Annotated in this window: 23 protein-coding genes and 1 tRNA gene; 12 read left to right on the top strand and 12 right to left on the bottom strand. The window is 72.9% G+C overall.

From position 1 onward, the window contains the following. Window positions 1-49: 49 nt before the first annotated feature. Together ACPPVT_RS04145 and ACPPVT_RS04140 are read right to left on the bottom strand one after the other, a co-directional pair. Entirely contained in the window at window positions 50-1,726 is a 1,677-nt protein-coding gene (locus ACPPVT_RS04145) for an FAD-binding dehydrogenase (RefSeq protein ID WP_426565755.1), read from the bottom strand. After that, window positions 1,723-2,091 (bottom strand): tetratricopeptide repeat protein, encoded by a 369-nt coding sequence (locus ACPPVT_RS04140; protein WP_426565753.1) that lies wholly within the window; start codon window positions 2,089-2,091, stop codon window positions 1,723-1,725. Before ACPPVT_RS04140 ends, ACPPVT_RS04145 begins: the two co-directional genes overlap by 4 nt. Window positions 2,092-2,259: 168 nt before the next feature. Here ACPPVT_RS04140 and ACPPVT_RS04135 point away from each other — a divergent pair, with 168 nt between their 5' ends. From ACPPVT_RS04135 to mscL, 4 genes are all read left to right on the top strand, one after another. Continuing rightward, the gene (locus ACPPVT_RS04135; RefSeq protein ID WP_426565751.1) at window positions 2,260-2,595 is read left to right on the top strand and encodes an FmdB family zinc ribbon protein; all 336 of its coding nucleotides are present in this window, start codon (window positions 2,260-2,262) and stop codon (window positions 2,593-2,595) included. A 110-nt stretch (window positions 2,596-2,705) separates the two neighbouring features. Further along, window positions 2,706-3,560, top strand: a complete 855-nt coding sequence (locus ACPPVT_RS04130; protein WP_426565749.1) for an S-methyl-5'-thioadenosine phosphorylase — start codon at window positions 2,706-2,708, stop codon at window positions 3,558-3,560. Window positions 3,561-3,655: 95 nt separating this feature from the next. Then, window positions 3,656-4,318 (top strand): Flp pilus assembly protein CpaB, encoded by a 663-nt coding sequence (gene cpaB, locus ACPPVT_RS04125; RefSeq protein WP_426565747.1) that lies wholly within the window; start codon window positions 3,656-3,658, stop codon window positions 4,316-4,318. A gap of 28 nt (window positions 4,319-4,346) precedes the next feature. Next, window positions 4,347-4,784 (top strand): large conductance mechanosensitive channel protein MscL, encoded by a 438-nt coding sequence (gene mscL / locus ACPPVT_RS04120; RefSeq protein WP_426565745.1) that lies wholly within the window; start codon window positions 4,347-4,349, stop codon window positions 4,782-4,784. A gap of 2 nt (window positions 4,785-4,786) precedes the next feature. On the opposite strand, the gene ACPPVT_RS04115 is transcribed toward mscL, so the two are convergent. Both ACPPVT_RS04115 and ACPPVT_RS04110 read right to left on the bottom strand, forming a co-directional pair. Next, window positions 4,787-4,990, bottom strand: coding sequence for a hypothetical protein (locus tag ACPPVT_RS04115; protein WP_426565743.1), 204 nt, complete (start codon window positions 4,988-4,990; stop codon window positions 4,787-4,789). Window positions 4,991-4,997: 7 nt separating this feature from the next. Next, complete coding sequence (locus ACPPVT_RS04110) at window positions 4,998-9,218, bottom strand: AAA domain-containing protein (protein ID WP_426565741.1); 4,221 nt, start codon at window positions 9,216-9,218, stop codon at window positions 4,998-5,000. Window positions 9,219-9,611: 393 nt separating this feature from the next. Between ACPPVT_RS04110 and ACPPVT_RS04105 the strand changes: the two genes are divergently transcribed. Together ACPPVT_RS04105 and ACPPVT_RS04100 are read left to right on the top strand one after the other, a co-directional pair. Further along, the gene (locus tag ACPPVT_RS04105; protein ID WP_426565739.1) at window positions 9,612-10,868 is read left to right on the top strand and encodes a geranylgeranyl reductase family protein; all 1,257 of its coding nucleotides are present in this window, start codon (window positions 9,612-9,614) and stop codon (window positions 10,866-10,868) included. A gap of 45 nt (window positions 10,869-10,913) precedes the next feature. Beyond that, entirely contained in the window at window positions 10,914-11,441 is a 528-nt protein-coding gene (locus ACPPVT_RS04100) for a MarR family winged helix-turn-helix transcriptional regulator (RefSeq protein ID WP_426565737.1), read from the top strand. On the opposite strand, the gene ACPPVT_RS04095 is transcribed toward ACPPVT_RS04100, so the two are convergent. Continuing rightward, entirely contained in the window at window positions 11,428-11,697 is a 270-nt protein-coding gene (locus tag ACPPVT_RS04095) for a DUF6295 family protein (RefSeq protein WP_426565735.1), read from the bottom strand. The two genes, ACPPVT_RS04100 and ACPPVT_RS04095, sit on opposite strands and share 14 nt — an antisense overlap. Window positions 11,698-11,708: 11 nt before the next feature. After that, window positions 11,709-12,461, bottom strand: a complete 753-nt coding sequence (locus ACPPVT_RS04090; RefSeq protein WP_426565733.1) for a dienelactone hydrolase family protein — start codon at window positions 12,459-12,461, stop codon at window positions 11,709-11,711. Window positions 12,462-12,563: 102 nt separating this feature from the next. Between ACPPVT_RS04090 and ACPPVT_RS04085 the strand changes: the two genes are divergently transcribed. After that, window positions 12,564-13,058 (top strand): potassium channel family protein, encoded by a 495-nt coding sequence (locus tag ACPPVT_RS04085; RefSeq protein WP_426565731.1) that lies wholly within the window; start codon window positions 12,564-12,566, stop codon window positions 13,056-13,058. Between the two features lie 5 nt (window positions 13,059-13,063). Here ACPPVT_RS04085 and ACPPVT_RS04080 read toward each other — a convergent pair whose 3' ends face one another. Beyond that, window positions 13,064-13,792 (bottom strand): ZIP family metal transporter, encoded by a 729-nt coding sequence (locus ACPPVT_RS04080; RefSeq protein WP_426565729.1) that lies wholly within the window; start codon window positions 13,790-13,792, stop codon window positions 13,064-13,066. 82 nt (window positions 13,793-13,874) lie between these two features. On the opposite strand from ACPPVT_RS04080, the gene ACPPVT_RS04075 reads away from it, so the two are divergent. Further along, window positions 13,875-15,248 (top strand): pyridoxal phosphate-dependent decarboxylase family protein, encoded by a 1,374-nt coding sequence (locus tag ACPPVT_RS04075; RefSeq protein WP_426565727.1) that lies wholly within the window; start codon window positions 13,875-13,877, stop codon window positions 15,246-15,248. On the opposite strand, the gene ACPPVT_RS04070 is transcribed toward ACPPVT_RS04075, so the two are convergent. The 4 genes from ACPPVT_RS04070 to ACPPVT_RS04055 form a co-directional block, all read right to left on the bottom strand. Then, window positions 15,245-16,024, bottom strand: a complete 780-nt coding sequence (locus ACPPVT_RS04070) for a uracil-DNA glycosylase family protein (protein WP_426565725.1) — start codon at window positions 16,022-16,024, stop codon at window positions 15,245-15,247. The genes ACPPVT_RS04075 and ACPPVT_RS04070 overlap by 4 nt on opposite strands. Before the next feature lie 23 nt (window positions 16,025-16,047). Further along, a complete protein-coding gene (locus ACPPVT_RS04065) occupies window positions 16,048-17,739 on the bottom strand; it encodes a S41 family peptidase (protein ID WP_426565723.1) in 1,692 nt (563 codons plus the stop codon). Between the two features lie 10 nt (window positions 17,740-17,749). Further along, window positions 17,750-19,300 carry an amidohydrolase family protein gene (locus ACPPVT_RS04060; protein ID WP_426567045.1) on the bottom strand — a complete coding sequence of 517 codons (1,551 nt, stop codon included), beginning with the start codon at window positions 19,298-19,300 and terminating at the stop codon, window positions 17,750-17,752. Window positions 19,301-19,411: 111 nt separating this feature from the next. Beyond that, entirely contained in the window at window positions 19,412-22,405 is a 2,994-nt protein-coding gene (locus tag ACPPVT_RS04055; RefSeq protein WP_426565721.1) for a helix-turn-helix transcriptional regulator, read from the bottom strand. 136 nt (window positions 22,406-22,541) lie between these two features. On the opposite strand from ACPPVT_RS04055, the gene ACPPVT_RS04050 reads away from it, so the two are divergent. From ACPPVT_RS04050 to ACPPVT_RS04035, 4 genes are all read left to right on the top strand, one after another. Continuing rightward, a complete protein-coding gene (locus ACPPVT_RS04050) occupies window positions 22,542-22,793 on the top strand; it encodes an SCO4226 family nickel-binding protein (protein ID WP_426565719.1) in 252 nt (83 codons plus the stop codon). 77 nt (window positions 22,794-22,870) lie between these two features. Further along, window positions 22,871-22,943: transfer RNA gene (locus ACPPVT_RS04045), tRNA-Arg, on the top strand. Between the two features lie 82 nt (window positions 22,944-23,025). Continuing rightward, window positions 23,026-23,538: an OsmC family protein gene (locus ACPPVT_RS04040; protein ID WP_426565717.1), complete on the top strand. Its 513-nt coding sequence runs from the start codon at window positions 23,026-23,028 to the stop codon at window positions 23,536-23,538. A 19-nt stretch (window positions 23,539-23,557) separates the two neighbouring features. Continuing rightward, window positions 23,558-24,193, top strand: coding sequence for a DUF2461 domain-containing protein (locus ACPPVT_RS04035; RefSeq protein ID WP_426565715.1), 636 nt, complete (start codon window positions 23,558-23,560; stop codon window positions 24,191-24,193). 85 nt (window positions 24,194-24,278) lie between these two features. Here the strand turns inward: ACPPVT_RS04035 and ACPPVT_RS04030 are convergent, their stop codons facing one another. Continuing rightward, entirely contained in the window at window positions 24,279-25,721 is a 1,443-nt protein-coding gene (locus tag ACPPVT_RS04030; RefSeq protein WP_426565713.1) for an MFS transporter, read from the bottom strand. Window positions 25,722-25,775 lie beyond the last annotated feature (54 nt).

Here is a 25,775-nt window from a genome sequence, read left to right as displayed (position 1 = left end):
TGGCCGCAGTCGCGTCGGCCTACGCGGCTACGCCCTACGCGGCTGCGGGCTACGCGGTCGCGGCGGCGGCGGCCCGGCCGGCCGTGCGTCCGCTGAACAGGCAGCCGCCCAGGAAGGTTCCCTCCAGCGACCGGTACCCGTGCATCCCACCACCGCCGAAGCCGGCCACCTCGCCGGCCGCGTACAGGCCGGGGATGGGCTCGCCCACGCTGTCCGCGCTGGCGCGCAGCACCCGAGCGGACAGGTCCGTCTCCAGTCCGCCGAGGGTCTTGCGGGTCAGCACCCGAAGCCGGACCGCGATCAACGGACCGGCCTTCGGGTCGAGCAGCCTGTGCGGCGTGGCCGTGCGGATCAGCTTGTCGCCGCGGTACCGGCGAGCGCCGTGGATCGCGGTGATCTGCAGGTCCTTGGTGAAGTCGTTGTCGACCTCGCGGTCGCGGGCCAGCACCTGCCGCTCGATGTCGTCGAAGTCCAGCAGGTCGTTGCCGGCCAACGCGTTCATCCCGGCCACGAGCTCGCGCAGCGAGTCCCGGACGACGAAGTCGACGCCGTTGCGCTTGAACGCCTCGACCGGGCCGGGCGCACCAGGCTTGACCCGGGACAGCACCTGGCGCACGTCCTTGCCGGTCAGGTCCGGGTTCTGCTCCGAGCCGGACAGCGCGAACTCCTTCTCGATGATCTTCTGGGTCAGCACGAACCAGGTGTGGTCGTGACCGGTGCCCAGGATGTGCTCGAGGGTGCCGAGGGTGTCGAACCCGGGGAAGTACGGCACAGGCAGGCGCCTGCCGGTCGCGTCCAGCCACAGCGACGACGGGCCGGGCAGGATCCGGATGCCGTGCCCGGGCCAGATCGGGTCCCAGTTCTGGATGCCCTCGGTGTAGTGCCACATCCGGTCGCGGTTGACGATCGAGCCGCCGGCCGCCTCGGTGATGGCGAGCATCCGTCCGTCCACGTGCGCCGGGACGCCGGTCAGCATGTCCTGCGGCGGCGGGGGCAGCCGCTTGGGCCAGCTCGCGCGCACCAGGTCGTGGTTGCCGCCGATCCCACCGGCGGTGACGATCACCGCCTGGGCGCGCAGGCTGAACTCGCCCGCCACGGTGCGCGAGGACGACTCGCCGCGACGCACGTCGCTCGGCTCGAGCACGACCCCGCTCACCCCGTCCACCACGCCGTCGGTCACGTTCAGAGCGTCCACCCGGTGCCGGGACGCCAGGCGCACCAGCCCGCGTTCGATCCCGACCCGCACCCGGCGCTCGAACGGCTCGACCACCCCGGGGCCGGTGCCCCAGGTGATGTGGAAGCGCGGCACCGAGTTGCCCGGCCCGTCGGCGAGGTACCCGCCGCGCTCGGCCCAACCGACCACGGGGAAGAAGCGCACGCCCTGCTCGCGCAGCCAGGTGCGCTTCTCGGTGGCGGCCCACTCGACGTAGGCACGCGCCCAGCGCCGCGGCCAGTGGTCCTCCCGCTCGCGGTCGAAGCCGGCCGTGCCCAACCAGTCCTGCCACGCCAGGTCCAGCGAGTCCTTGATGCCCATCCGGCGCTGCTCGGGGCTGTCGACCAGGAACAGGCCGCCGAACGACCAGAACGCCTGCCCGCCCAGGGCCTGCTCGGGCTCCTGGTCCACCAGTATCACCCGCCGTCCGGCGTCCACCAGCTCGGCGGTGGCGACCAGCCCGGCCAACCCGGCACCGACCACGATGACGTCTGCGTCCATCCCGGAGTTCATGTCGCGAATAGTTGCATGCCGTCCGCGTAGGCCAGGTGCTCCTCGCGCGGGTCGAGCGCGGCGGCGAGCCTCAGCCAGCGGCGCGCGGCGTCCGGGGCGCCCTGACGGGTCAGCGTGCGGCCGAGCAGGTGCGCCGCCTCGGCGTCGCTCGGGTCGGTCTCGACCAGCCGCTCGGCGATCTCGCGGGCACGACCCAGGGCGGCGAACCGGTAGCAGGACAGCGCGAGCAGACGCTGGGCGGCAGGTGCCGCGAGGTCGTCGCGCTCCATCCGCTCCAGCGTGGAGATGGCGTGCCGGGGGTGGCCGTCGGCCAGGTACTGCTCGGCGAGGCGGAAGAGCTCGTAGCCGCTCGGGGTGGTGGTCATGGCGACACAACGTGCGCGCTGGGGCGGACCATTCCGCGCGCTGCGTGCTCGGCGCCGTGCTCAGGGCCGCCGGAATCGTCGCGTCGACGCGGATGTTGACCAACCCGTACACTTGGCACTCGACAGACCGGAGTGCCAAGATCCGGTGCGCACCTGTGGAGGGCCTGGATGCCGACGTACGACTACGCCTGCACGCACTGCGATCACGCGTTCGAGATCGTGCAGTCGTTCACGGACGACGCGCTGACCGTCTGCCCGGAGTGTGGCGGCCGGCTGCGCAAGGTGTTCGGTTCCGTGGGCGTGGTGTTCAAGGGCTCCGGCTTCTACCGCACCGACTCGCGCAGCGCTTCCTCGTCGATCCCGGCGGGCAAGTCGGACTCGAAGTCGGACTCGAAGTCCGAGTCGAAGTCGGACTCGAAGTCCGAGTCGAAGTCCGAGTCGAAGTCAGGCTCGAAGTCAGGCTCGAAGTCCGAGAGCAGCTCGGGCTCCACCTCCGCCGCCTGAGCGGAGCACCAGCCCGCGCCAGTCCCCCTGTGGACGGCGGATCGTCCCACCGTCCACAGATCGGTCCGTCAAAGGACAGCGGCGCGTGGCCCCGCCCTAGGGTTGTGGCCATGACCGATCCGGCCACACCTGCCTCCCACTCCACTGCCGCAAGCGAACCGAGCCCCGCACCGATCGGGGTGATCGGCGGCTCGGGCTTTTACTCGTTCCTGGACGACGCCACCGAAGTGGCCGTGCCGACCCCGTTCGGCGAGCCCAGCTCGCCGGTCACCCTCGGGGCAGTCGGCGGTCGCCAGGTGGCGTTCGTGCCACGGCACGGCCGCGACCACCGGTTCGCGCCGCACCGGGTCAACTACCGGGCCAACCTGTGGGCGCTACGCGCTCTGGGAGTGCGCCAGGTGCTGGCGCCCTGCGCCGTGGGTTCGCTGCGCGCCGAGAACGGTCCCGGCACGATCGTGCTGCCCGACCAGGTCGTCGACCGCACGTGGGGCCGCGAGCACACTGTCTACGACGCCGAGGGCCCGGTCGTGCACGTGTCGATGGCCGACCCCTACTGCCCGCGCGGACGTCGCGCGGTGCTGGACGTCGCCAACGACACCGGCGAGCACGTGGTGGACGGCGGGACGCTGGTCGTGATCAACGGTCCGCGGTTCTCCAGCCGGGCCGAGTCGCACTGGCACAGCGCCGCCGGGTGGTCCGTGGTCGGCATGACCGGCATGCCGGAGGCGGCGATCGCCCGCGAGCTGGCCATCTGCCTGACCTCGATCGCGCTGGTCACCGACCTGGACGCCGGGGTGGCCGAGGGCGAGGGCGTCACCCACCACGAGGTGCTGGAGGTCTTCGCCCGCAACGTCGAACGGCTCAAGGCGATGCTCGGCCACGTCGTCCCGACCATGCCGACGGACGACGACTGCGGCTGCCGGCACGCGCTTGACGGGCAGCGCTTGCCGTTCGACCTGCCGTGAGACTGCCCGGTCTGCGCCGACCGACCCGCTCTGCCCAGCCGGGCCGGCCGCGTTCGCCGGGCCGGCCGACTGCCGGTGTCGGTGGATGGGTCCCCTTGCGCCGCAGGCTTCCCAGCCTGCGGCGCTGGCTCGCGGGCGGCTGTGCGGCGGCTTCGGTCGGGGTCGGGCTGAACGTACTGGCACCCGATCCGGCGCCGGGTCGGTCGGTGCTGGTCGCCGCTCGGGACGTGCCGGCCGGGGCCTCGTTGCAGGACGGCGACCTGGCAGTGGCTCGACGTCCACCGAACACGCTCCCCGGGGAGGTGCTGCGCCAGCGCGGGTTGGCGCTCGGACGGGTGGTCAGCACACCGCTGCAGGCGGGCGAGGTCCTGACCCCGGCCAGGCTGGTCGGCCGGGGGCTGCTCGCCGGGCGGTCGGCCGGCGACGTAGCCGTCCCGGTGCGGATCGCGGACGGTGCGGCCACCGCGATGCTGCGGCCGGGAAGCCGGATCGACGTCCTGGTCGCGCTGACGGACGCCACGAGTGCCCGAACCGTCGCCCGCGGCGCCACCGTGCTGGCTATGCCCGGGACCGGCGGGGCAGACGGCGGGGCAGACGGACGAGCAGTCGGTGGGCCTGCCCGCGGCGAGAGCCTGCTCGGCGGGGGCGGCACCGATCCGGGCCAGGGCGGGCTGCTGCTGCTCGCTGTTCCCGGATCGACGGCGGCCGACCTGGCGCAGGCCGAAGCGATCGGGCCGCTGTCCTTCCTGATCCGGTAGCGTTCAGGCGTTTCCGCATCCCGAGCAGATGGGCGATCCGATGCTGAAGGGCTTCAAGGACTTCCTGATGCGAGGCAACGTCGTCGACCTCGCGGTCGCGGTGGTCATCGGCGCGGCGTTCGGCCTCGTGATCAAGGCGGTGATCGACGGGCTGATCAACCCGTTGATCGCGGCGATCTTCAGCAAGCCGAACTTGAACAGCGTCGGCGTGTTCCACATCAACGGCGCCATCTTCTCGATCGGGTTGGTGCTCAGCGCGGTGATCAACTTCGTCATCGTGGCGGCGGCGATCTACTTCATCGTCGTGGCTCCGATGAACCACCTGGCCGAGCGGCGCAAGCGCGGCGAGGAGCCCGAGCCCGAGGCGCCGACCGAAGAGGTCATCCTGCTCACCGAGATCCGCGACCTGCTCAGCCGGACCAGCGGCTCAGGCAGCGGCGGAACCGCAGGTCCTCCCCCGGCCTGACCTCATTCCCAGTGCGGGGGGCGCTGCTCGTTCAGCCACTTCTCGTGCTGGTCACGGCGGGCGTCCCCGTCCGGGAGCTCACCCCAGCCGACGTCCGTGTCGTCCTTCGTCTGTCCGTTCTGGTCGCCGGTGGCGCCGGGGCCGGTTGCAGCGCGTGTCGCTCGCCGGTGCTTGCCGCGGCGAGGCTCCGGTGCTTCGTCGGTCATGTCTCGCCTACTCCCCGGCGGACCGGACCCGGACGATCGCGGCGTCCACGGCGGCGTCGATCCTGCTCCCCCGTCGCGAGAAGCCGAGCTGCTGGCGGGCCAACGCCGCGACCTCGTCGTGGGTGCGCAGCAACGTGTCCGAGCAGATCCAGCCGACCACCGCATCGAGGTCGCCGTCCGAGTAGTCCTCGACCGGCAGCCCGGACGGCACCCGCGGCCTGGGCCCCGCCCGGTTCGCCGCAGCTGACGACGATCCCGCGACCGCGTAGGACGTGGGGAACAGCGCGTCGTCGGCGTCCCAGCGCACCGGCAGCGCACCATCGAGCGCCGGCTCAGCGGGCGCACCCGCGACAGCCGACGCCCGAGCGACGACGGAGCGGATCCGGGCGACCTCGCGAGCCGGGTCGCGGAACACGTCGGTCGACCAGCTGCGCACGTGCGTCCAACCGAGTCGCTGCAGCTGCTCGCCGCGCAGCCGGTCGCGTTCACGGCTGCTGCGCACCGCCGCATACTGCGGGCCGTCCGCCTCGACCGCCACCAGCAGCGGGCCGTCCGCCTCGCCGACCGCGAGGTCGATCCGTGCCCGGGACGCGCCGTAGCGCTCGACGACCCGCAGGTCCTGCCCGCGCAGCCTCGCCGCCAGGTCGGCTACCACGAGGTCGCTGGACGCCGGGTCCACGGCACCAGCGTCGTCGGCAGCGTCGTCGGCAGCGTCGTCAGCAGCGTCGTCAGCAGCGTCGTCCGGTTCGAGCAGTCGGCCACCGCTGGCGGCGTAGGTCAGGTAGTCCCGCAGCAGCCGCGCGCCGCGCGCGGACAGCCGGGTCGGGTCCAGGTCGCTCGGCCCGAACGAGGCGACCACGGTCATCCGGGAGCGGGCGCGGGTCATCGCGACGTTCAGCCGCCGCTCGCCGCCCGCCTGGTTCAGCGGCCCGAACCGGTGCAGCACCCGGCCGTGCGGCGTGCGGCCGTAGCCGACGGTCAGGATGATCGCGTCCCGCTCGTCCCCCTGGACGCGCTCGAGGTTCTTCACGAAGAACCGCTCGGGGCCGTCGCCTCCCAGCAGCTCGGCGACGTCCGGGTGGTCGGCCAGGGTGAGCCGCAGCGCGTCGTCGACCCGGGCGGCGTGCCGCAGCCCGAGCGCGATCACCCCCAGCGACTCGGTCGGCCGGGTACGGGCGTGCTCGATCACCAGCCGGACGACCTCGGCCACCTCGGCGTCAGTGCTCTCCACCGACTCCGCGTCCGGCGACAGCACGCCACGACCGTCGACCTCCACCATCCGCAGCACCTGCCCCGACCCGGCAGCCGGGAAGGTGACCAGCGACCCGTCGTAGACGTGCCGGTTGGCGAAGGCGACCAGCCGCTCGTCGCGGGACCGGTAGTGCCAGCGCAGCTGGGCCACCGGCAGGCTGGCGGACAGCGCGTCCAGGACCGACTCGAAACCTTCGGTGAACGACTCATCGGCGTGGGCGCCGGCCGCAGCCTCGTCCGGGACGGCGCTGGTGAAGAAGGCCGTCGGGGGCAGCTGCCGCTCGTCGCCGGCGACGACCACCTGGCGGGCTCGGCTGATCGCGGCGACCGCCTGGGCCGGGGGCACCTGAGAGGCCTCGTCGAACACCACGACGTCGAACTGCTGCCCGGGCGGCAGCACCTGCGAGACGACCAACGGGCTGAGCGCCCAGCAGGGCTTAGCGGCGCCGAGCACCTCGGGCGCTCCGGCCACCAGGTCGCGCAACGGCCGGTGCCGGCGCTGCTTGGCGGCCTCCGCGCGCAGCAGCGCGGCCTGCTCCGGGCGGCGGTCCAAGGCGGCGACCAGTCGCTCGGCCGTGGCTCGGCGCACCCGCACCGCACCTGCCGACAGGTGCTGGCGGTCCGCGGCGGCGAACTCGTCCGCGACCTGGCGCAGCAGCTCGCCGTCGTGCGCCCCGTAGCGCGGGTCGGCCACGGCGAGGTCCTCCAGCACCGACGTCCACCAGACCAGCTCGAGCTCGGCGCCGACGTCCGCCGGGGCCACGTCCCGGCTAGCCAGGTCGGCCAGCAGCGGTTCCAGGCCGGCAGCCCGCAGCCGCTCGCGCAGGACCACCGTGCGCGGGATCACCGGCAGCGACGCCGTCCGCTCACCGAGCAGCTCCAGCCGCCCGGCCAGCAGCTCGAGATCGGTCTCGGTCAGGTCGCCACCGGCGGGGGTGCCAGCCAGCCGGTCGGCCAGCCAGGTCAACGGCTCCGCGACGTCCAGGTAGAGCCGCTCCGCCTCGTCGATGCCCGGTGGCAGCTGCGGCCTGGCGCCACGCCCGGCCAGCACCTGCCACTCCTCGCGCTGGCGGTGGGCCAGCTCCAGGGCGGCGTGCAGGTCCGCCGGCGGCGCACCGGGGCGCAGCAACCGCCGGGCGGCGCGAGCCAGCCGGCGGCGCTGCGACCAGCCCAGGTCGATCCCCCGCTCGGCCCGCCATTCCCGGGTCGCGGTGGCGGCGACGGCGTCGGCCAGCGAGGTGTCGAAGACGTTGGGGGAGAACACGTCCAGCGTTCTCCGCACGGACCCGATCAGGGCCAGGCTGCGGCCCCAGTCAGCCAGCGTGCGGCCCTCGGGCATGCCGGCCTCGGCCAGCAGGGCCGGCAGCGCCGAGCGGGCCGCGGGCAGCGTCTGCTGGCCGAGCACGGTGACCTTCTCCAGCGCCTGGCCGGCTTCCTCCGGGGTGCGCAGCACTGCGCCGAACCAGGGGTCGTCGTCCGGCGCGGTGCGGAACGCGCCGAGGCTGGCGGCCTCGCGCAGCTCCTCACGGAGCGAGTCGAGCTCGGCACGGCCCAGCGCCTGCAGCGCGGCCCCACGCACCCGGACCCGCGAACGCGGTGCCGGACGGCGGTCGGTCAGCTGAGCCAGCGCGAGCTGGGCGTCGTAGGCGCTGACCTGCCACGGCGCCCGGCGCCCGTGCAGCGCCTCGACGTGCCCGGTGAGCCGGCCGCGGCGCTCGATGAGGGTGGACATCACGGCCCCGACGTCGGGGCGCGGCACCCGGCCGGCCCGCTCGAGCGTGACCGCGATCTCGCGGGCCACCCGCCGGCGGTTGGCCGCGCCGTCGTGCAGGTCGAGCACGAGGTCGTCCAGGCCGACCGCGGCGAGCCGGCTGAGCACCGCGTCGATGGCGGCGCGCTTCTCGGCGACGAACAGGGTGCGCTTGCCGGCGGCGGCCAGGCTGGCGACCAGGTTGGCGATGGTCTGGGACTTTCCGGTGCCGGGCGGGCCCTTCACGACCAGGTGCGAACCGGCCAGCACGGCGTCCACCACGGCCTGCTGGGAGGCGTCGGCATCCAGCACCAGGTGCTCGGTGGCCGGGTCGGCATCCCCGACCGCCACGGACGGCGGGCGGGCAGCCACCGCGGCGAGTGCCTCGGCGTCCCCGGCCAGCGCGGCGACCACGTCGTGAGCGGCCAGCGCGTCCCGCTGCGCCTCGAGGTCGGTGACCATCGGCAGGCGGGCGTAGGTGAACGTGCCGACCACCAGCCGGTGCTGCACTGAGAAGCCGGGCACCTCCCGGCAGGTCTGCGCGACCCGGTCCAGGACCGGTGCCGGGTCGAAGCCGTCGTCGGTCATCGCCAGGTCGGCGATCACGTCGGCGTCCAGCTGCACGCCGAACTCGCTGTCCAGGTAGTGCACCAGCACCGGGTTGAGCTCGACCGACGGGCCGAGGTCGACGTCGAAGTCCTCACCGGCCGCGCCGCGCGGCCGCAGGGTGCAGGGCCGCAGCAGCACGGGTGCGGCCGGGGGGCGGGCGGCATCCGGTGCGCTCCACGTCGCCATGCCGACGGCCAGCCAGCCGGCGGCGATGCCCCGCTCCTCGGCCAGCTCGATGGTCTTGGCCCGGATGGCGCGGGCGCGACGTCTGCCGTCGGCGAGCGCACCCGGTTCGCGGATCAGCGTGGACAGGCGGGTGGGGCGACCAGCCAGCAGCATCGCCAGGCCGCTCGGGTGCGCCTTGGTCAGGTCGAGCGTGCCGACCGTGAGGTCGCGGTACCAGAGCAGCGTGTTGCGGCCGCCGAGGTCCACCAGCTCGCGAGCCCAGGAGTCGACCGCCAGGCCGACCCGCTGCTGACGGGTGAGCGGTGCTTGCGGCGGTGCTTGCGGCGGTGCCTGCTCGGCTGGCTGGGCAGACGCTGGCTGGGCAGCTGCTTGCTCGCCAGGCGCCTGCGGCTCGGGCGGCTGCACGGCTCCCTCGAACTCTGCGGCGGTCACCGTCCTACGCTAACCGCCGCCGCGCCGTCCGCGGCCCGCGCCGCGCCCCGGTCTGCGAACTGGTCGGGCTCGAGGCGCTGCCGACGACCTGTACCGGGAAATGGTTGACGGTGTGCACCGCGCAGGGGGGGCAAGCGGTGCACACCGTCGAGAGACAGCATGCGACAACACCCGTTGCAGCGTCAAGCAGATGGCGGGATTGGTGTCACGTTCTTCTGTCGACGAGCCTGGATCCAGCGGATTTGGTCTGCCTTTGCCACGAATTTCGTGGCCCAGACCACAAACCCCTCCTCACTCGAATGGAGCAACGGGTCGGCGCAACCACCGAGCCCGCCACCCTCGACCGCCGACCAGGTGCAGACCCGGCGACCTCGACCAGGGAGAATCGACCACGTGACCAGCGCCGTGCCACTCGCCGAGACCCCGCAGCACGCCGACGTCCTTGTGGTGGGCGCCGGTCCGGCGGGGTCGGCCGCCGCGGCCTGGTCCGCGCGTGCCGGTCGGCAGGTGGTCCTCGCGGACAAGCACACGTTCCCCCGGGACAAGGCCTGCGGCGACGGGCTCACCCCCCGAGCGATCGCCGAGCTGCGCCGCCTCGGGCTGGCCGACTGGCTGACCGGTCGCAGCGTGAACTGGGGACTGCGGGCGGCGGGCTTCGGCAAGGAGCTCTTCCTGCCCTGGCCGGGCGGCAGCCTGCCCGCCTACGGCAGCGCCGTGCCGCGCACCGAGCTGGACCACACCATCCGCCAGGTCGCGCTGGACAGCGGGGCCGAGCCACTCGACGATGCCCGCGCGGTCGACGTGGTCCGGGACGGCGACCGGGTGGCCGGAGTGGTGTTCCGGCAGCGGGGCAGGACGTTCACCGTGACCTGCGACCGACTGGTGGTGGCGGACGGCGCTCGCTCCCAGCTTGGCCGCGTACTTGGTCGCGAGTGGCACCGCAGCACCGCGTACGGCGTGGCGATCCGCGGCTACCTCAAGTCCGACCGGGCCGACGACCCGTGGATCAGCTCGCACCTGGAGCTGCGCGGCGCGGACGGCGAGCTGCTGTCCGGGTACGGCTGGGTGTTCCCGCTCGGGGACGGGGAGGTGAACATCGGGGTCGGCACGCTGGCCACCTCGCGGCGCCCGGCGGACGTGGCCCTGCGCTCCCTGCTGGACGTGTACGTGACGCAGCGGCGCGACGACTGGCGGCTGGACGGCGAGGTCCGCGCACCCTGGTCGGCACTGCTGCCGATGGGCGGCGCGGTCTCCGGGGTGGCCGGCCCCAACTGGGGTTTCGTCGGCGACGCGGCCGGATGCGTGAACCCGCTGAACGGCGAGGGCATCGACTACGGGCTGGAGACCGGCCGGCTGCTGGCCGAGCTGATCGACTCGGGCGAGCCGCTCGACCGGGCCTGGCCGCGGACGCTGCGTCACCACTACGGCGAGGCCTTCTCCATCGCCCGGCGGCTGGCCGGGCTGCTCACCGTGCCGGGGCTGCTGCCGGCCGCCGGCCCGGTCGGGATGCGGTCGCGGTCCCTGATGACGCTGGCGCTGCGACTGATGGGCAACCTGGTGCAGCCCGAGGACGGCGACCTGGTGGCGCGGGTCTGGCGGGCCGCCGGCCGGGCCTCGAGCCGGCTGGACGAGCGGCCACCGTTCAGCTGACCTCCCGCGCTTCCCCGGTGGGCATATCCTGCCCCCGAGCGACGGATGAGCGGTGTCGCGATGGAGGCCACGATGGACGTCAAGGTACCCCCGAACCTTGCGGCGTCCGGGCCCATCAGCCCGGCCGCTGCTTCGACCGCGGACGACGAGGTGCGGCGGATCCAGCTCGAGCTGGGGGTGCTGGTCTCGCACGCCCGCACCGCCATGCGGGACGCCGCGACCTACGTGCACCCGGAGCTGCAGAGCTCCGGGTACGCGATCCTGTTCCACCTCGTGCAGCAGGGCCCCACACTGGCCCGCGGCCTGGTCGAGGTGTTCGGACTGGACAAGGCCGCAGTCAGCCGGCAGGTCGGCCAGCTCGAGCAGCTGGGACTGATCGCCCGCCGGCCGCACCCGGACGACCGACGCGCGCAGCTGCTCACCGCGACGCCGGGGGGTGAGGCCCGCTGCCGAGCCGACATCGACCGACGGTCGGCACGGCTGCGCGAGCTGCTCGCCGGCTGGACCGCCGCCGACCTCGACTCCCTGGCGAGCCTGCTCGGGCGGCTGAACCGCAGCGTCACGCTCCGCTGAGCAGTGCCGGCGGTGCCGCGTCCAGCGCCTGGGTGATCGCGGCGGCCAGCGCCCGGGCCGACTGCGCGCTCAGCTCGAGCGCCACCCGCGCGGACGGGCCGAGCGCCGGTGCCAGCACGTCGATGTTGAGCGAGTGCTCGGCCTGGGCCCGGACCGGGTGGTCGAACGACACCGAGGCGAGGGTGGCGTCGAACCAGCCCGCCGCGCCCTTGCCTGCGCCCTCGATCTCGACCGTGAACGTCTCGTAGGTGCACATCAGCGATCCCCTCAGGACAGGTGGCGGTCGAAGAAGTCGGCGATGAGCCGCCAACCCTGGGTGGCGGCCGCCTGACGATAGCCCGGACGGTCCACCGCGAAGAAGGCGTGACCGGCATCGTCGAAGACATGGAACTCGTGCTCCTTCCCGTTGTCCCGCAACGCCTGCGCTAGCTCTTCGACCTGCTCCGGCGACGGGTAGGAGTCCTCCCGGCCGAAGAGCCCGAGCAGCGGACAGCTCAGCTGCGACGTCCGGTCCAGCAGCGGCGTCACCCGCAGCGGGAACGTCTCGGGCGGGGTGCCGACCACGAACGCGCCGTAGCAGTCCACCGCGGCCTGCAGGTCCAGGCTGACCGCGGACAGGAACGCCTGCCGGCCACCGCTGCAGTACCCGATCACCGCCACCCTCCCGTTGGACGACGGGAGCGCGCGCAACCAGGCCGCCGCGCCTGCGACGTCGGCGACCAGCCGTTCGTCCGGCACCCCGCCCAGCGCTCGCACGGTCGCCGACGCGTCGTCCGGGTCGGCGCCGGGCGCCTCGCGCGAGTAGAGGTTCGGGCAGATCGCGTCATAGCCCAGGACGGCGAACCGCCGGGTGATCTCCTTGGTCGCGCTGTCGTAGCCGGGCAGGTGGTGGATCACCACCACCCCGCCGCGGCGGCCCGGCGCCGTAGGACTGGCTCGGTAGGCCTCGATCTCGTCGCCGCCGCCGCCCGGGACGGCGGTGGTGCCCGCGACCAGGTCCTCGTTGGGGCTGTATGCCATGCCCACTCCTTTGTCTCGCTCCTCGCCGTCCGCTCGGACGCTACGCCGACCCACCCCTGACGGGTGATGGCGGGGCGGCGGCCGCGTGGTCGACTCTGCGCCATGAGCAATCGAGCCTGGGCGATCCTCGGCACCATCGCAGTGCTCGTGGCCGTGTCGCTGGTCTACGCCTACGTGCCATGGACGGACTACGAGCCCAAGAGCAGCTTCGTCGTCGCGCTGGCCTTCGCCGTCGGGGTGGTCGGCAGTGCAGGGCTGGTGTTCTGGCAGATCACCCGCTACCGCAGCGGCCGGGGGCGCGGCGCCGAGCAGCTGCGCGGGCTCTTCACGGCCATGTGGATCGCGGTGCTGTTCTTCTCCGCCGTCTACTTCATCATGGCCGCGAACGACCCCGGCCAGATGTCCGGGCTGCACACCCGCCTGGACGCCGTCTACTTCACCTTGTCCACCGCGTCCACGGTCGGCTTCGGGGACATCACCGCGAGCGGCCAGGCGGCGCGGGCCATCGTCTGCCTGAACATCGTGTTCAACCTCGTCGTGCTGGCGCTGGCGGTCACCGCGATCCGCGAGGGCCGGCACCGCCAGCCCGAAGCGTGAACCGCTCACTGCAGCACGGTCAGCGCCCCGGCGACCAGGAAGCCCAGCACGGTAACCAGCCCCACGGTCTCGCCGCCGTGCTGGAACGCCTCGGGCATCATCGAGTCCGCCAGCATGGTGAGCACCGCTCCGCCGGCGAACGCCTGCGCGTACACGCCTGCGCCACCCATCGCGTCGGACACCGCGAAGCCCAGCACCGCCACTAGGGCGCAGGCGACGGTCAGCGCGGTCCACATCCCGAAGATCCGCCGGTTCGAGTACCCGGCGTCCTGCAGGCTGCTGGTGCCGGCCACGCCCTGCGGGATGTTCGAGACGGACACGGCGGCGACGAACGCGATGCTGACGCCGCCACCGAGGGCAATGGTCGAGCCGAGGATGAACGACTCCGGCACCCCGTCCAGCAGCGCGCCGACGAACATGGCCGCACCAGAGGACCCCTCACTCGCGGTGGCGATCGACTGCCGGTCACCGCCGCCTCGGTGGTCGACCAGCCGGTCCCCCACGTAGTACGCCAACGCCCCGACCAGAAGCCACACGCCGACGCCGAAACCCTTCTCGAGCGCGGACTCCGGGACCAGCTCGTAGGCGACCGCACTCAGCAGGGTGCCGGCGCCGAAGCCCATCACCAGCCCGGTCGCGCGGTTGCGTCCGCGCAGCGGCCCGGCCAGCAGCTGACCCAGGTACAGCGACGCGGACGAGAAGGCGCCCCAGAACAGCGCGTTCCAGATACTCACCAGCTCGTCCTCCGAACGCCTCGTGCGACCGCCTGCCGCTGCACCGTATCGAGATCGGCGCGCTCGGGCGTACGGTCACCGCATGGACGACCTGCGCGAGCTCCTGCACCGGGTTGCGGACGTCACCGCCGACTACCGCGCCGGGCTCGCTGAGCGACCGGTCAGTCCGAGCGCGGACGGCGACTCGCTGGCCGCGTCCTTCGGCGGACCGCTGCCGCCCGGACCGACCCCGGCCTCCGAGGTGGTCGAGGAGCTGGTGGCGGCGGCCGATCCGGGGCTGCTGGCCAGTGCCGGCCCGCGGTTCTTCGGCTTCGTCGTCGGCGGCGCGCTGCCCGCAGCTACGGCGGCCGACCAGCTCGCGACCGGCTGGGACGCAGTCGCGTTCAACGCGGTCACCTCGCCCGCGGCGGTGGCCGCCGAGGGAGCCGCCGGCCAGTGGGCCAAGCAGCTGCTCGGGGTGCCGGGCACCGCGTCCGTCGGCTTCGTCACCGGCGCCCAGGCCGCGAACACCGTGGGGCTGGCCAGCGCTCGGCACCACGTGCTGGGCGAGGCGGGCTGGGACGTCGAGCGCCGCGGCCTGGTCGGTGCGCCACCCGTGCGGGTGGTGGCCGGCGAGGAGCGGCACGCCACCGTCGACCGGTCGCTGCGGCTGCTGGGGTTGGGGTCAGACGCGATCGAGGGGGTGCGGGCCGGACCGAACGGCGCGATCGACCTCCAGGACCTCGAACGCGTGCTGGGCGACGGGCCGGCCGGGCCGCTGATCGTCTGTCTGCAGTCCGGCAACGTGAACACCGGCGCCTGCGACGACCTGCGCACCGCCTGCGACCTGGCCCACTCCCATGGGGGCTGGGCGCACGTGGACGGTGCGTTCGGCCTGTGGGCCGCGGCCAGCCCGAAGTACCGCCACCTCGTGGACGGCGTGGAGCTCGCCGACTCCTGGGGCTGCGACGCACACAAGTGGCTGAACGTCCCGTACGACTCGGCGTTCGCGATGTGCTCGCGGCCCACCGTGCATGTGGCGGCGATGTCGTACACGGCCTCGTACCTGGTCGGTTCCGGCGTCGTCCCGATCGGCGGCGACTTCACCGCGGAGTCCTCCCGGAGGGCCCGCGGGCTGGCCGTGTGGGCGGCGGTCAAGGAGCTCGGCGCGTCCGGCATCGCGGAGCTGGTGGACCGGTGCTGCCTGCTGGCCCGTCGCTTCGCGGACGCGTTGGCGCACGCGGGTTTCGAGGTGGCCAACGACGTCGTCCTGAACCAGGTGCTGGTCGGCTTCGGTGACGATGCCCGCACCGACGCGGTGGTCGAGGCGGTGCAGTGCGACGGGACCTGCTGGATGGGCGGCACGACGTGGCGCGGACGCCGGTTCATGCGGATCTCGGTGTCGAACTACTCCACCACCGAGCAGGACGTGGACCGTTCGGTGCGGGCGATCGTCCGGCTGGCCGGGGCGCTCTAGGGCTGGTCGGCCGGCGCCTGCCACACCAGGGTGTGCAGCAGGTCGTCGCTGGGGCGGTCGGCGCAGTTGCGGCGCTTGGGCTTGCCGGTGCGACCGGCGTGGTCGTCGCCCAGCCAGGGCGGCACGCCGAACGGTAGGTCCCGCACCGGGATCCGAGCGTAGTCGGACTCCAGTACCTTGCCCACGTAGTTGGGCAGGGACGGGTCCGCGCCGTCGTCCGGCGTCACCACCGAACGCAGGGTGTCGATGGCCGCATGCCAGCCGGCCACCAGCTCCGGCTCGTGCCGGCTGGAGGGGTGCGCGACCTCCACCAGCGGGACGTCGGGCCGGTCCTGCCACAGCTGGACCGCAGCCTGGGCCTGACCGCCGAAGGCCACGACGGCCTGCAGCGACGGCCCCACGATCATGTCCAGCAGTGCGTTGCGCCAGGTCAGGTGCGCGTCCTCGCTGAGGATCGCGGTGCCTTTGTGCGCCTTGGAGGGCAGCAGCGCGTACGCGAAGGCGTTGACCAGCACGTAGCTGTGCGACAGGCCCACCTTGTTCAGGAAGCCCTGCACCCGCTGCCCGGCGTCGCCCACCAGGGTGCGGCCGGCGATGCGCTCGGTGGGCCCGGGGTCGGAGGCGATGCACAGCAGCTTGGCCGAGCCGTCCAGCCTGCCGCGGTAGAACACCGGACCCCAGTCGTACCAGAACAGCTCGCGGTGGGCCGCGTAGCTCGGCACCGCCATCAGGTGCGCAGCGACGGACTGCGGAGGTCCCGGGTCGAACTCGAGCATGGCCAGCTCCCGATCTCGTCCGGTCAGCCGGACTGGTCGATGACGTTCGCACAGAAGGCGTAGAGGTCCTTGTTGCCGCTCAGCACGTCGTTCTCGGTCATGTCGTAGGGGATCCCGGAGATGCCCAGGTCCTCGATCGGGATGCCGTCGGACAGGCCGGACCGGATCGCCCGGCGGATCGCGATGGTGAAGCCGACCCCGGCCGGCAGCGTCGCGAACTGGTGGTCCGTGCCGGTCAGCGCGTCCCGTAGCTGGTTGCTGGTCCACACGTTCGCCCCGCCGGCGCCGGTGGCCCGTCCCACGCAGACCAGCGGACCGACCGCGTTGTCCACCCATCCGGCGCTGAACAGGTCGCCCGAGGAGTAGGTGTTCGCGTCGACCACGGCCACCGCCCGGCCGGGATAGACCCTCGCCCGGTCGTTGCACCACGACGGGTCGGTCAGCGGCAGCGGCTGCGCGTACTGCTCGCCGGTGGAGACCGCGTCCTCCAGCGACGCCGCCCAGGCCTGCAGTTCCAGCCGGTTGAACGGGTTGCTCGCCATCTCCCGGGTCAGCGGCGAGGCCACGAGCTGGAACCGGGTCGGCGCGATCGCTTGACCCGGGGGGTGGTCGACGAACAGCTGCAGCAGGCGCTCGGCCGCCCAGACCAGACCGCCCGGGTTGCCGCGCAGGTCGACGATGAGCCGGTCCTGCGGGAGCAGCCCGAGCAGCCGGGTCACCTCGTCCAGGAAGGCGTCGTCGTCGTCCACGTCGAAGGACCAGATCCGCAGGTAGCCCAGGCTCGCGGTCAGCCGCTGGGCACTGAGCGTGTCCTGGAACGAGGTCGGGATAGGGGTGCGCAGCGGAACCCTCGCGGAGGCGGTCAGCTGACGAGCGTCCTCGTCTTCGCTCAGCCACAGGGTCGGGGCGAACAGTCGCTTCTTGGCCCGCCGGACCGCTTCTGCCGCAGGGTCGGCGGCCTGCTTGGCCTGGGCGCGCGAACCCGGCTTGGCCGCCGTCGCCGCCTTGCCCGGGACGTAGACCTGCCAGGGGACCTTCACCTCGTGCTGGCCACCGCGACGGGTCCGGTAGCCGACCACCACCCAGTGCTCGTCCGGTGGGGGGCCGTAGTCCAGGGCCCGGAACGTCAACGACTCCAGGGCTCGAGCGCGCCGGGCGTCCGCCCGACCGCCGGTCTCGCGGTCGGCGTAGAGCTCGACCGCGCGGTCGAACGGGATGCCGTTCCACCAGTCCAGCCGCACGCCCGCTTTGAACGCCTCGTCGCCGGCCACGACGCCCGCGGTCTTCGTCACCACGTACCGCGGCGCGTCGAACGGGCCGTACTGCTCCACCAGGAACGGCAGCGCGGCCACCTGCTCACGCAGCCGGGACGGTCCGATGTAGCGGGTGTGGGCGTCACGCAGCCTGGTCACGATGCCGGTGACGGCGAGGTGGAACTCGGCCTCGGTGAGGTCGGAGGACCTGCGACGCAACAGCTCCAGCTCGTGCACCGGGTCCACCGCGTACGCCGCCCGCTTGGCCGGCAGGTGCGCGTAGGCGCCACCCAGGACGGCGATCAGCGTGTCCAGCACCTGCTGCCGCTCGCCACCGTCGAGACGACCGTCGTCCGGTTCGGCCCGCACGGCGTCGCTGAGCGAGCGGCCGGTGCGGGCGCCCTCGACGTCCCTCGCGCGACCACTCGAGGTGGCGCGGCGAGAGCTGCTGCGGTCGGTCATCGTCGTCTTCCTATGCCGGGTAGTAGCGTGCCAGGTCGTCCAGCAGGCCGCGGTGGAAACCCCGGCCCACCAACGATTTCAGCCAGTCCGCGTCGTGCTCCAAGGACTGCAGCTCGGGCACATGCACCTCACCCAGGTCCTTGGGCAGGCCACCGACCGGGCCCAGTCCGGACGGCATGTCCAGCGCGAGCCTCAAGGGTGCCTCGCGGTGGTCCAGCCGGCCGCCGAACGCGGCGAGCCGCCCCTGCGCGGCCTCGATCTCGGCCTTGGGGTTCTTGCGCACCTTCTCCATCCGCTTCAGCACGTCCTGCCACTGCCAGCCGGAGTCGGCGTCGTCCGGCGTGGTCAGCCGCAGCGAGCGGTCCTCGCCGGCGATGGTCACGGTGGTCAGCGGCGTGGCGCCTGCCGCGTCCATCAACGCCGTGGTGCCGTAGCGCGGCTGGCCGGCGATGACGACCAGCTGCACGTCCCGCTCGGTGGCCGCCACGACTGCCCCGTACGGGTCGGCGCGGGGGCTGGCCCGTAGCACGACGACATCGCCGATCGCCTTCGGCTGCAACCGTCCCAGCTGGCGGCGCCACGACCTGGCCAGCACGTCGCCCGGTGCGGACGTCATCATCGCGACCAGCTGCTGGTCGGTGAACCCCCACCCCAGCGCGTCACTGACCAGCCGGGCGACCTTGACCTCGCCGAGCACGTGCTTGGTACCGGACGGCGCCCAGTCCGAGCCCAGGCAGACGGTGATCTTCTCCCGTTGTGCGGCAGGCACATCCGTCGTCCGGCCGTACAGCCACAGGTTCGAGAACGGCGACCAGGCGATGGCGCCCGGGCGGGCCTTCCAGGCCGCGAACCGGCTGGTGTCCGCGGCGTTGGCATGCACCGCGACGAACCGGGCTTGCAGGCAGCCGGCGAGCTCGGCGTCCACGAACTCACGGGCCACCACAGTCTCCGGTTGGCCCTCGGCACAGTGGTAGATGAACGTCGAGCCGCGGCGCATGCCGTTGGCGCGGTCCGCGAGCATCTGCGGCTTCCCGGTCAGCGTGCTGGCGTAGATCCGGTCGTCGTCACCGGTGCCGAACGACTCGTCCTCGACGTTGCGCACCAGCCAGCCGTCCCGGGGACGGTTCATCGGCGGCGAGCCCTGGATCGTCGTCGTACCACCGACGATGGCCTTGGTCTCGACGTAGGCCAGCAGCTCACCGGGGCAGGCCGTGATCAGCGCGTACGCCGGCCAGGTCGTGCTGGCCGAGTAGGTCGGTGCGCGGGTCCAGGAGTTGTGGTGCAGGAACGCGACCTGCTGCTTCGGCTCGGTCCACAGCGGCAGGGTGTTGTACGCCAGGTGGTTGTGCAGGTCGATCAGCCCGGGCATCACCAGCGAGGTGCCGACGTCCAGGATCTCGGCGCCCTCGAACCCGGCGGGCACGCGCTGGCGGCTCGAGGTGACGGCCGCGATCCGGCCGTCGTCGGCCAGCCACACCGTCCCGGCGAACGCGCCCGACGCGGCCGTCGGCACGTCGGGATGGTCGGACATCGCCAGGATCCGCCCGCGGATCGCCCACATGTGCACCACCGCACCTGTTGCGCGCAGGACCGCCGGTCCTGCGATCTTCCACGATGGTCCCGCGAACGGCCGCTCAGCGGAAGCAGTACGACGGGTTCCGCGTTTCGGTGCTCATGACGGCTCGGCCGCCACCGAGACGACCCAGCTCGCGATGCCCGCCCGGCGGGTGACGCCCAGGCGGGCCAGGATGTGCTCCACGTGCGCGCCGACGGTCTTCACCGAGATCCCCAGCCGGTCCGCGATCTCACGGTTCGTCAGCCCGTCGCCGACGAGCCGGGCCACCTCGAACTCCCGGGCGGTCAGCGGTGCCCAGACCGGTTCGACACCACCGCGGCGGCGGGCCAGCGCGAGCACCTCGTCAGCGAGCGCGACCAGCGGCGCGGCACCGACCGCGGCAGCCGCCGTCCGCGCCTGGGTGGCCTGCTGCACGGCGTCGTCGACCCGGCCCGCCCGTGTGGCGCAGCGGGCGAGGTCGATGCCGGCCCACAGCTGCTCCCAGACCCGGCGCAGCCCCGTCCACGACTGCTGGGCCGACAGCAGCGCTGTCCGGGCCTGCGCGGTACGCCCGGTGGCCAGCGCGACCAGTGCGCGGCCGTGCTCGATGGCTGGCAGCGTGCCGGGAATTCCCCTGCGGGACAACGCCTGTGCGATTGACTCCACCCACTCCGTCGCTCCGACGGTGTCGTGCAGTGCGAGTTTGGCCCGCGCCCCCACCAGCAGGAAGGGGAACAGGTACGCCGCGTCGTCGACCGCGACGGACGCCGCCCGCCCCTGCTCGCAGAGCTCGACGGCCTCGTCCGGCGCACCTCGCAGCAGCGCGGTCTCGGCGAGTCCCCACAACGCCGGCGAGTAGCGCTGCAGCTCGCCCATCGACCTACCGATGTCCCTCGCCTCGCCAAGGGTCGCGCTCGCGGCGGCGAAGTCGCCGCTACCCATCGCGTGGTAGCCGCGCACGATCAGCGCGGTGACCCGGGTGGTGATCCCGCCGCGGCCGTCAACCAGGGCCCGCTGCCCGAGGTCGAGGGCCCGCGGCCAGTCGCCGGTGGCCCACGCGACGTGACCCAGGTGCGCGACCAGGTAGTGCCGGTGGTTCCACAGCTCGACCCGCTCGGCGTACTCGATGCCCTCGGCCAGCCAGCGCTCGGCGAGGTCATAGGCGACCAGGACGGAGGCGGAGGACCCGATCATCCGATAGGCCCGAGCCGCCTCGGTCTCCAGCCGGTGTGCTCGGGCCTGCTGCACGGCCTGCTCGAGCAGGGTCCAGCCCTGGGCCATCCGGCCCGCGAACACCAGGCACGAGCCCACCGTCGCCATCGTGTTGACCTCGGTGGCCTCGTCGCCGGCGGCCACGGCCAGCGCCCGCGCACGCTCGCCGTGCTCGATCGCCTGGTCGAGCCGCCGGTCGAGCATGTAGGCGTCGCTCAGACCGGCGAGCAGCCGGGTGGCGGTGCCCGGTGCGGACTCCGTGGCGCTCGCCGCTGTGAGCTCGTCCAAGGCCGCGGTCAGGCGTCCCACCCGGGCCGGTAGGTCGTCGCCGAGCAGGTGCCGGACCGCGACGAGCGGGGCGACCAGCGCCGCCGCGCCCACGACGTCGCCCGCGCCCAGCCGTAGCGCTCTGGCCTGCTCGAAGGCCTGCGCGGCGTCGGCGGACGCATCGGTCGCGGCGCACTCCGCTGCGAAGGCCGCCAGCACGTCTGCGCGATCGGCGGGTTCCGCGGCGTCCGGGAGGTGCCGCAACGCCTTGCGGTAGAACTCGACCGCCTCGCGGTGCGCGCTCAGCGAGACCGCGCGCCGCGCCGCCAGCAGCGCATACTCGTAGGCCGGTGCCGACGCGCCGGCGAGGTCGTAGTGGGTGGCCAGGAAGGAGGACGGCGAACCGGCCGCCCGTGCCGCGTCCGCGACCTGGCGGTGCAGCCGTCGACGACGCCCGGCCGGCACCTGCGCGTAGCAGGCGTCCCGGATCAGCGCGTGCCGGAACCCGTATCGGTCCGGCGCAGGCGCGACCGGGACGACGAAGAAGCGCCGGACCAGCTCGTCGACGGCATCATCGGTGCGGTCCGGCGGCTCGTCCAGGATCTCGGCCAGCAGGTCGAGGCTGAAGGTCCGCCCGATCACGGCGGCGACCTCGACCACCGCCTTGGCGTGCTCGGACAGCAGGGCCGCCCTGGCCAGCACCGAGTCCACCAGGGTCTCCGGGACGACGTCCGCCACCGCCGACCCCGTTGCCCCGCCCGCGAGGATCTCTTCGACGTGCAGCGGGACGCCGTCACTGCGCTGCTGCAAGGCATCCACGAGCGCGGCGGAAGGCGGCAGGGCGTCCCCGATCAGCATTCCGGCCATCACTGCGGTCTGCTCGCGGTCGAGCCGATCGAGCCTGATCTCCTCGGCCAACCGTCGGGTCAGCAGCCGAGAACGCCACTCGCGCAGCGGGATCCGCGGATACAGCTCGTCGCTGCGGTAGGTGGCGACGACCAGGAGCGGCAGTCCACGCACCCGACGGGCCACCTGCTCGAGCACCTCGAGCGTCACGTCGTCGGCCCAGTGCAGGTCCTCCACCGCCAGCAACATCGGCGTCGGCGGGGTCGACGGGGTCGGTGGGGTCGGCGGGGTCGACGGGGTCGGCGGGGTCGGCGGGGTCGACGGGGTCGACGGGGTCGACGGGGCCAGCGGCTCGACCAGGCCGATCAACGCGTCGGCGGCCGCCTGCACCCGCACCCGACGCCGTCGGTGCAGGTCTCCGCCGGGGCCCCTGCCCGCGTCGACGGACTCCTCCTCGGCCGCCAGGACGTCGTCCAGCCGGGCACCGACGGCCCTGGTCTCGGCCCGGTCCGCACGCTTCAGCGCAGCGGCCAGGTCCAGCAAGGCAGCCCCCGCCACGTCCGCGTCGTGCGGGAACGCCGCGCCCTCACCGACCTCGAAGCCGGACAGCTGCGCTCGCCGCATCACGGCGTCCAACAGCCGGGTCTTGCCGATTCCCGCCTCACCGGACAGGAAGAGCAGGCTCCCCTGACCGTCGGCGGCCTCCTGCAGCCGGCGGGCTGCGTGCGCCAGCAGGTCGTCACGTCCCACCAACACCGGGCAGGAGATCGGGCGGGCGACGGTCACGGGCCTCCTCCCTCTCGTCGGTTCGCCCGACGGTAGCCCGGCCGCCCGCTCTGCTCATAGGTCAGATGACCGATGTCCACGGCGGCGGACCCGGTCATCGTCGACTCGACAGCATTCCCTTGAGAGAGGCAGTCCAATGGCGAGCTTCATGGACGTGCACAGCGGTTTCGTCGGAGTCACGGCGCAGCAGCTGTGCGAGGCGCACGACCGAGACCTGGCGATCGAGAGCGAGGAGGGCGTGCACTTCGAGCGCGCCTGGCTGGACCCGGAGGCTGGCAAGGTGTTCTGCCTTTCCACCGGACCGAGCAAGGAGGCCATCATGCGCATCCACGAGCGGGCCGGGCACCCGACGGCCGAGGTCTACGAGGTCTCCGTCGACGTGGCCTGACCACACCTGTGCCTGGTCCCGGGCCCGGGATGGCAGGATGGCACCTGCCGCTCGGGCCCTGGGTCCTCCTGCGGCGGGCCCCCGTAGCTCAGGGGATAGAGCAAGGGTTTCCTAAACCCTGTGTCGCAGGTTCGATTCCTGTCGGGGGCACGCTGTGAAACCAGAGAAGTGGGGCACGGCGGGGACGCCGGCTGCCCCACTTCTCTGCTCTGGCGGCACCTAGGGTGGCCGGATGGACGCCAACGACCTGCGCGAGCTGCAGGGCCCGCTCAAGCAGCGCTACCGCGAGGACCCGACCACCGCACGCACGCCGCTGCGGGCCAGCGGGACCTTCGCGGATGACGGTGTCACCGCCACGGTGCAGACCTGGAGCGGCCCCGTCCGTGCGGGCCTGCACTCGGCCACCGGCGGCGACGGCGCGGAAGCCTGCTCCGGGGACATGCTGCTGCAGGCGGTGCTGGCCTGCGCCGGCGTGACGCTGCGCAGCGTGGCGACCGCTCTCGGCGTCGACGTGCGCAATGGGCGGCTCTCCGCCGAGGGCTGGTTCGACGCGCGGGGCACGCTCGGCGTCTCGCGCGAGGTGCCGGTCGGCGTCCAGGAGATTCACATCGTCGCCGAGCTCGACAGCGACGCGGACGACGACCAGCTGGACCGGCTGAAGGCGCTGACCGAGCGGTACTGCGTGGTCGCGCAGTCGCTGGCGACGGTGCCCCGGCTCACGGTCCGGCGGCACCCCGGGTACTGACCTGGAGCACAATCGGTCTGTGACCTTCGACGGCTTTCCGGCGCGCGCTCTCGAGTTCTACGCCCAGCTCGAGGCGGACAACAGCAAGGCCTTCTGGACCATGCACAAGACCGTCTACGAGTCGCAGGTCCGCGAGCCACTCGAGGCGCTGGTCGACGAGCTCGAGCCGGAGTTCGGACCGATCAAGCTGTTCCGGCCCTATCGCGACACCCGCTTCTCGAAGGACAAGTCCCCGTACAAGACGCACCAGGGCGCGTTCGGGGGGCCCGCCGTCGGCGTCGGCTACTACGTACAGTTGGACTCCGACGGGCTGCTGGCCGGCGGCGGGTTCCGCTCGCACTCCGCGGACCAGGTCAGCCGCTACCGCGAGGGCGTGGACGACGACACCACCGGCCCGCAGCTCGTGACCTTGGTGGACACCCTGCGCGGCAACGGTTTCGACATCGAGGGTGACCCGGTCAAGACGCGGCCGCGCGGCGTCCCGGCGGACCACCCACGGCTGGAGCTGATGCGCTTCCGCTCACTGATGGTCTTCCAGCAGTTCGGCGACCCGGACTGGCTGGGCACGCCGTCCGCGCTCGACCACGTGCGCGACACCTGGCGGCAGATCACTCCGCTGGCCGATTGGGTGGCCGAGCACATCGGCGCGGACTGACCCCTTGCTCCCCCCAGACCGCCCCCCGGGCCGGCTGGTGCGGTCTGGGGGGGGCAAAGCGGGCTGGGGGGAGCAACCTGGGTGGTCAGGCGGCGAGCTCGAGCTCGCGGGCCTGCGCCTCCACGTGGGCGAGGACGTCGGCCCGGGCCGGCAGCAGCAGGCTCGCCAGGGCGGCCATCGCGTAGCCGGCGATCGGCACCCAGCCGGCCACCAGCAGGGCGTGCCGCAGCGAGTCCGCCGTGTACGTCGTACCCACCACCCCGAAGAAGACGACGCCGACCACCGCCACACCCAACGCCGCGCCGACCTGCTGCACGGTGCCGTACGCACCTGAGGCCGCCCCGGCGTCGCCGGTCGGCACGGTGGCCAGTGCGACGTCGATCAGCGGGACCACCAGCAGGCCCAGCCCGATGCCGGCCACCAGCAACGGCGGCACCAGGTCCAACGCGCCGAGCCCGTCGCCCTGCGCCCGGACCACCAGCAACGTCCAGACCACGGCGAGGGACTGCATGCCACCGCCGGCCACCATGATCAGCTTGCCCACCCGCACTCCCAGCGGCACGGCGACGCCGACCCCGACGAAGGCGCCGAGGCTGAACGGGAGCAGGGTGAGCCCGGCGTGCATGGCGGTGAAGCCGAGCCCGACCTGCAGGAAGATGACCGTGATCAGCGCGAACGCGGCCATCGCACCCTGGAAGGTCGCCTGGGTGACCAGCCCGGCGGAGAAGCCGCGGTTGGCGAACAGGTGCATCGGCAGCAGCGCCGAGCCGTCGCCGCGCTCGCGCCGACGCTGCTGGACCACGAAGACACCCAGCACCGCCACGCCAGCGGCGCCCATCGCCCAGATCCAGGCCGGCCAGCCCTGCTGACGCCCCTCGATGATCGGGTAGACCACGCCGAGCAGGCCGAGGCTGGCCAGCGCGACCCCGACGAGGTCGAGCCGCAGCGGGTTCTGCGAGCGGGTGTTCGGGACGAACTTCACCGCCAGCACGATCAGCACCAGCCCTATCGGCAGGTTGATCAGGAAGACGCTGCGCCAGCCGATACCGAAGGCGTCGCTGCTGATCATCCAGCCACCGAGCACTGGTCCGATCACGGCGGACAGCCCCGAGACGGCGCCGATCACGCCGTAGATCGGCGCCCGCTCGCGGGGGCTGAACAGAGCCTGCACGCTCGACAGCGTCTGCGGCACCATCAGCGCGGCGAAGGCGCCCTGCAGCACCCGAGCAGCGACCAGCACGTCGGCGGACGGCGCCACGCAGGCCAGCGTGGAGCCGACGGTGAAGCCCAGCACGCCGATCACGAAGATCCGTTGCCGGCCGAAGATGTCGCCGAGCCGCCCGCCGGTGATCATCAGCACGGCGAACGCGAGCAGGTACCCGCCGACCGTCCACTCCAGCTGGGCCGGCGTCGCCTGCAGGTCCGCCCGGATGCTGGGCAGCGCCACGTTGACGATGGTGGCGTCCATCAGGTCCATGAACGAGGCGAACACCAGTACCCCGATCGCAAGTCCGCGGCTGCTAGCCATCTCGACGTCCTCCTTGTGCGTTAGCCTGGATACCGGGAAAGTCCCGTAACAGGA

The organism is Angustibacter sp. McL0619 (assembly GCF_049994355.1).
In the GTDB taxonomy this organism is placed as follows: Bacteria; Actinomycetota; Actinomycetes; order Actinomycetales; family Angustibacteraceae; genus Angustibacter.
The sequence above is the reverse complement of the archived record's forward strand: the minus strand, read 5'-3'. Positions and strand labels throughout refer to the sequence as shown.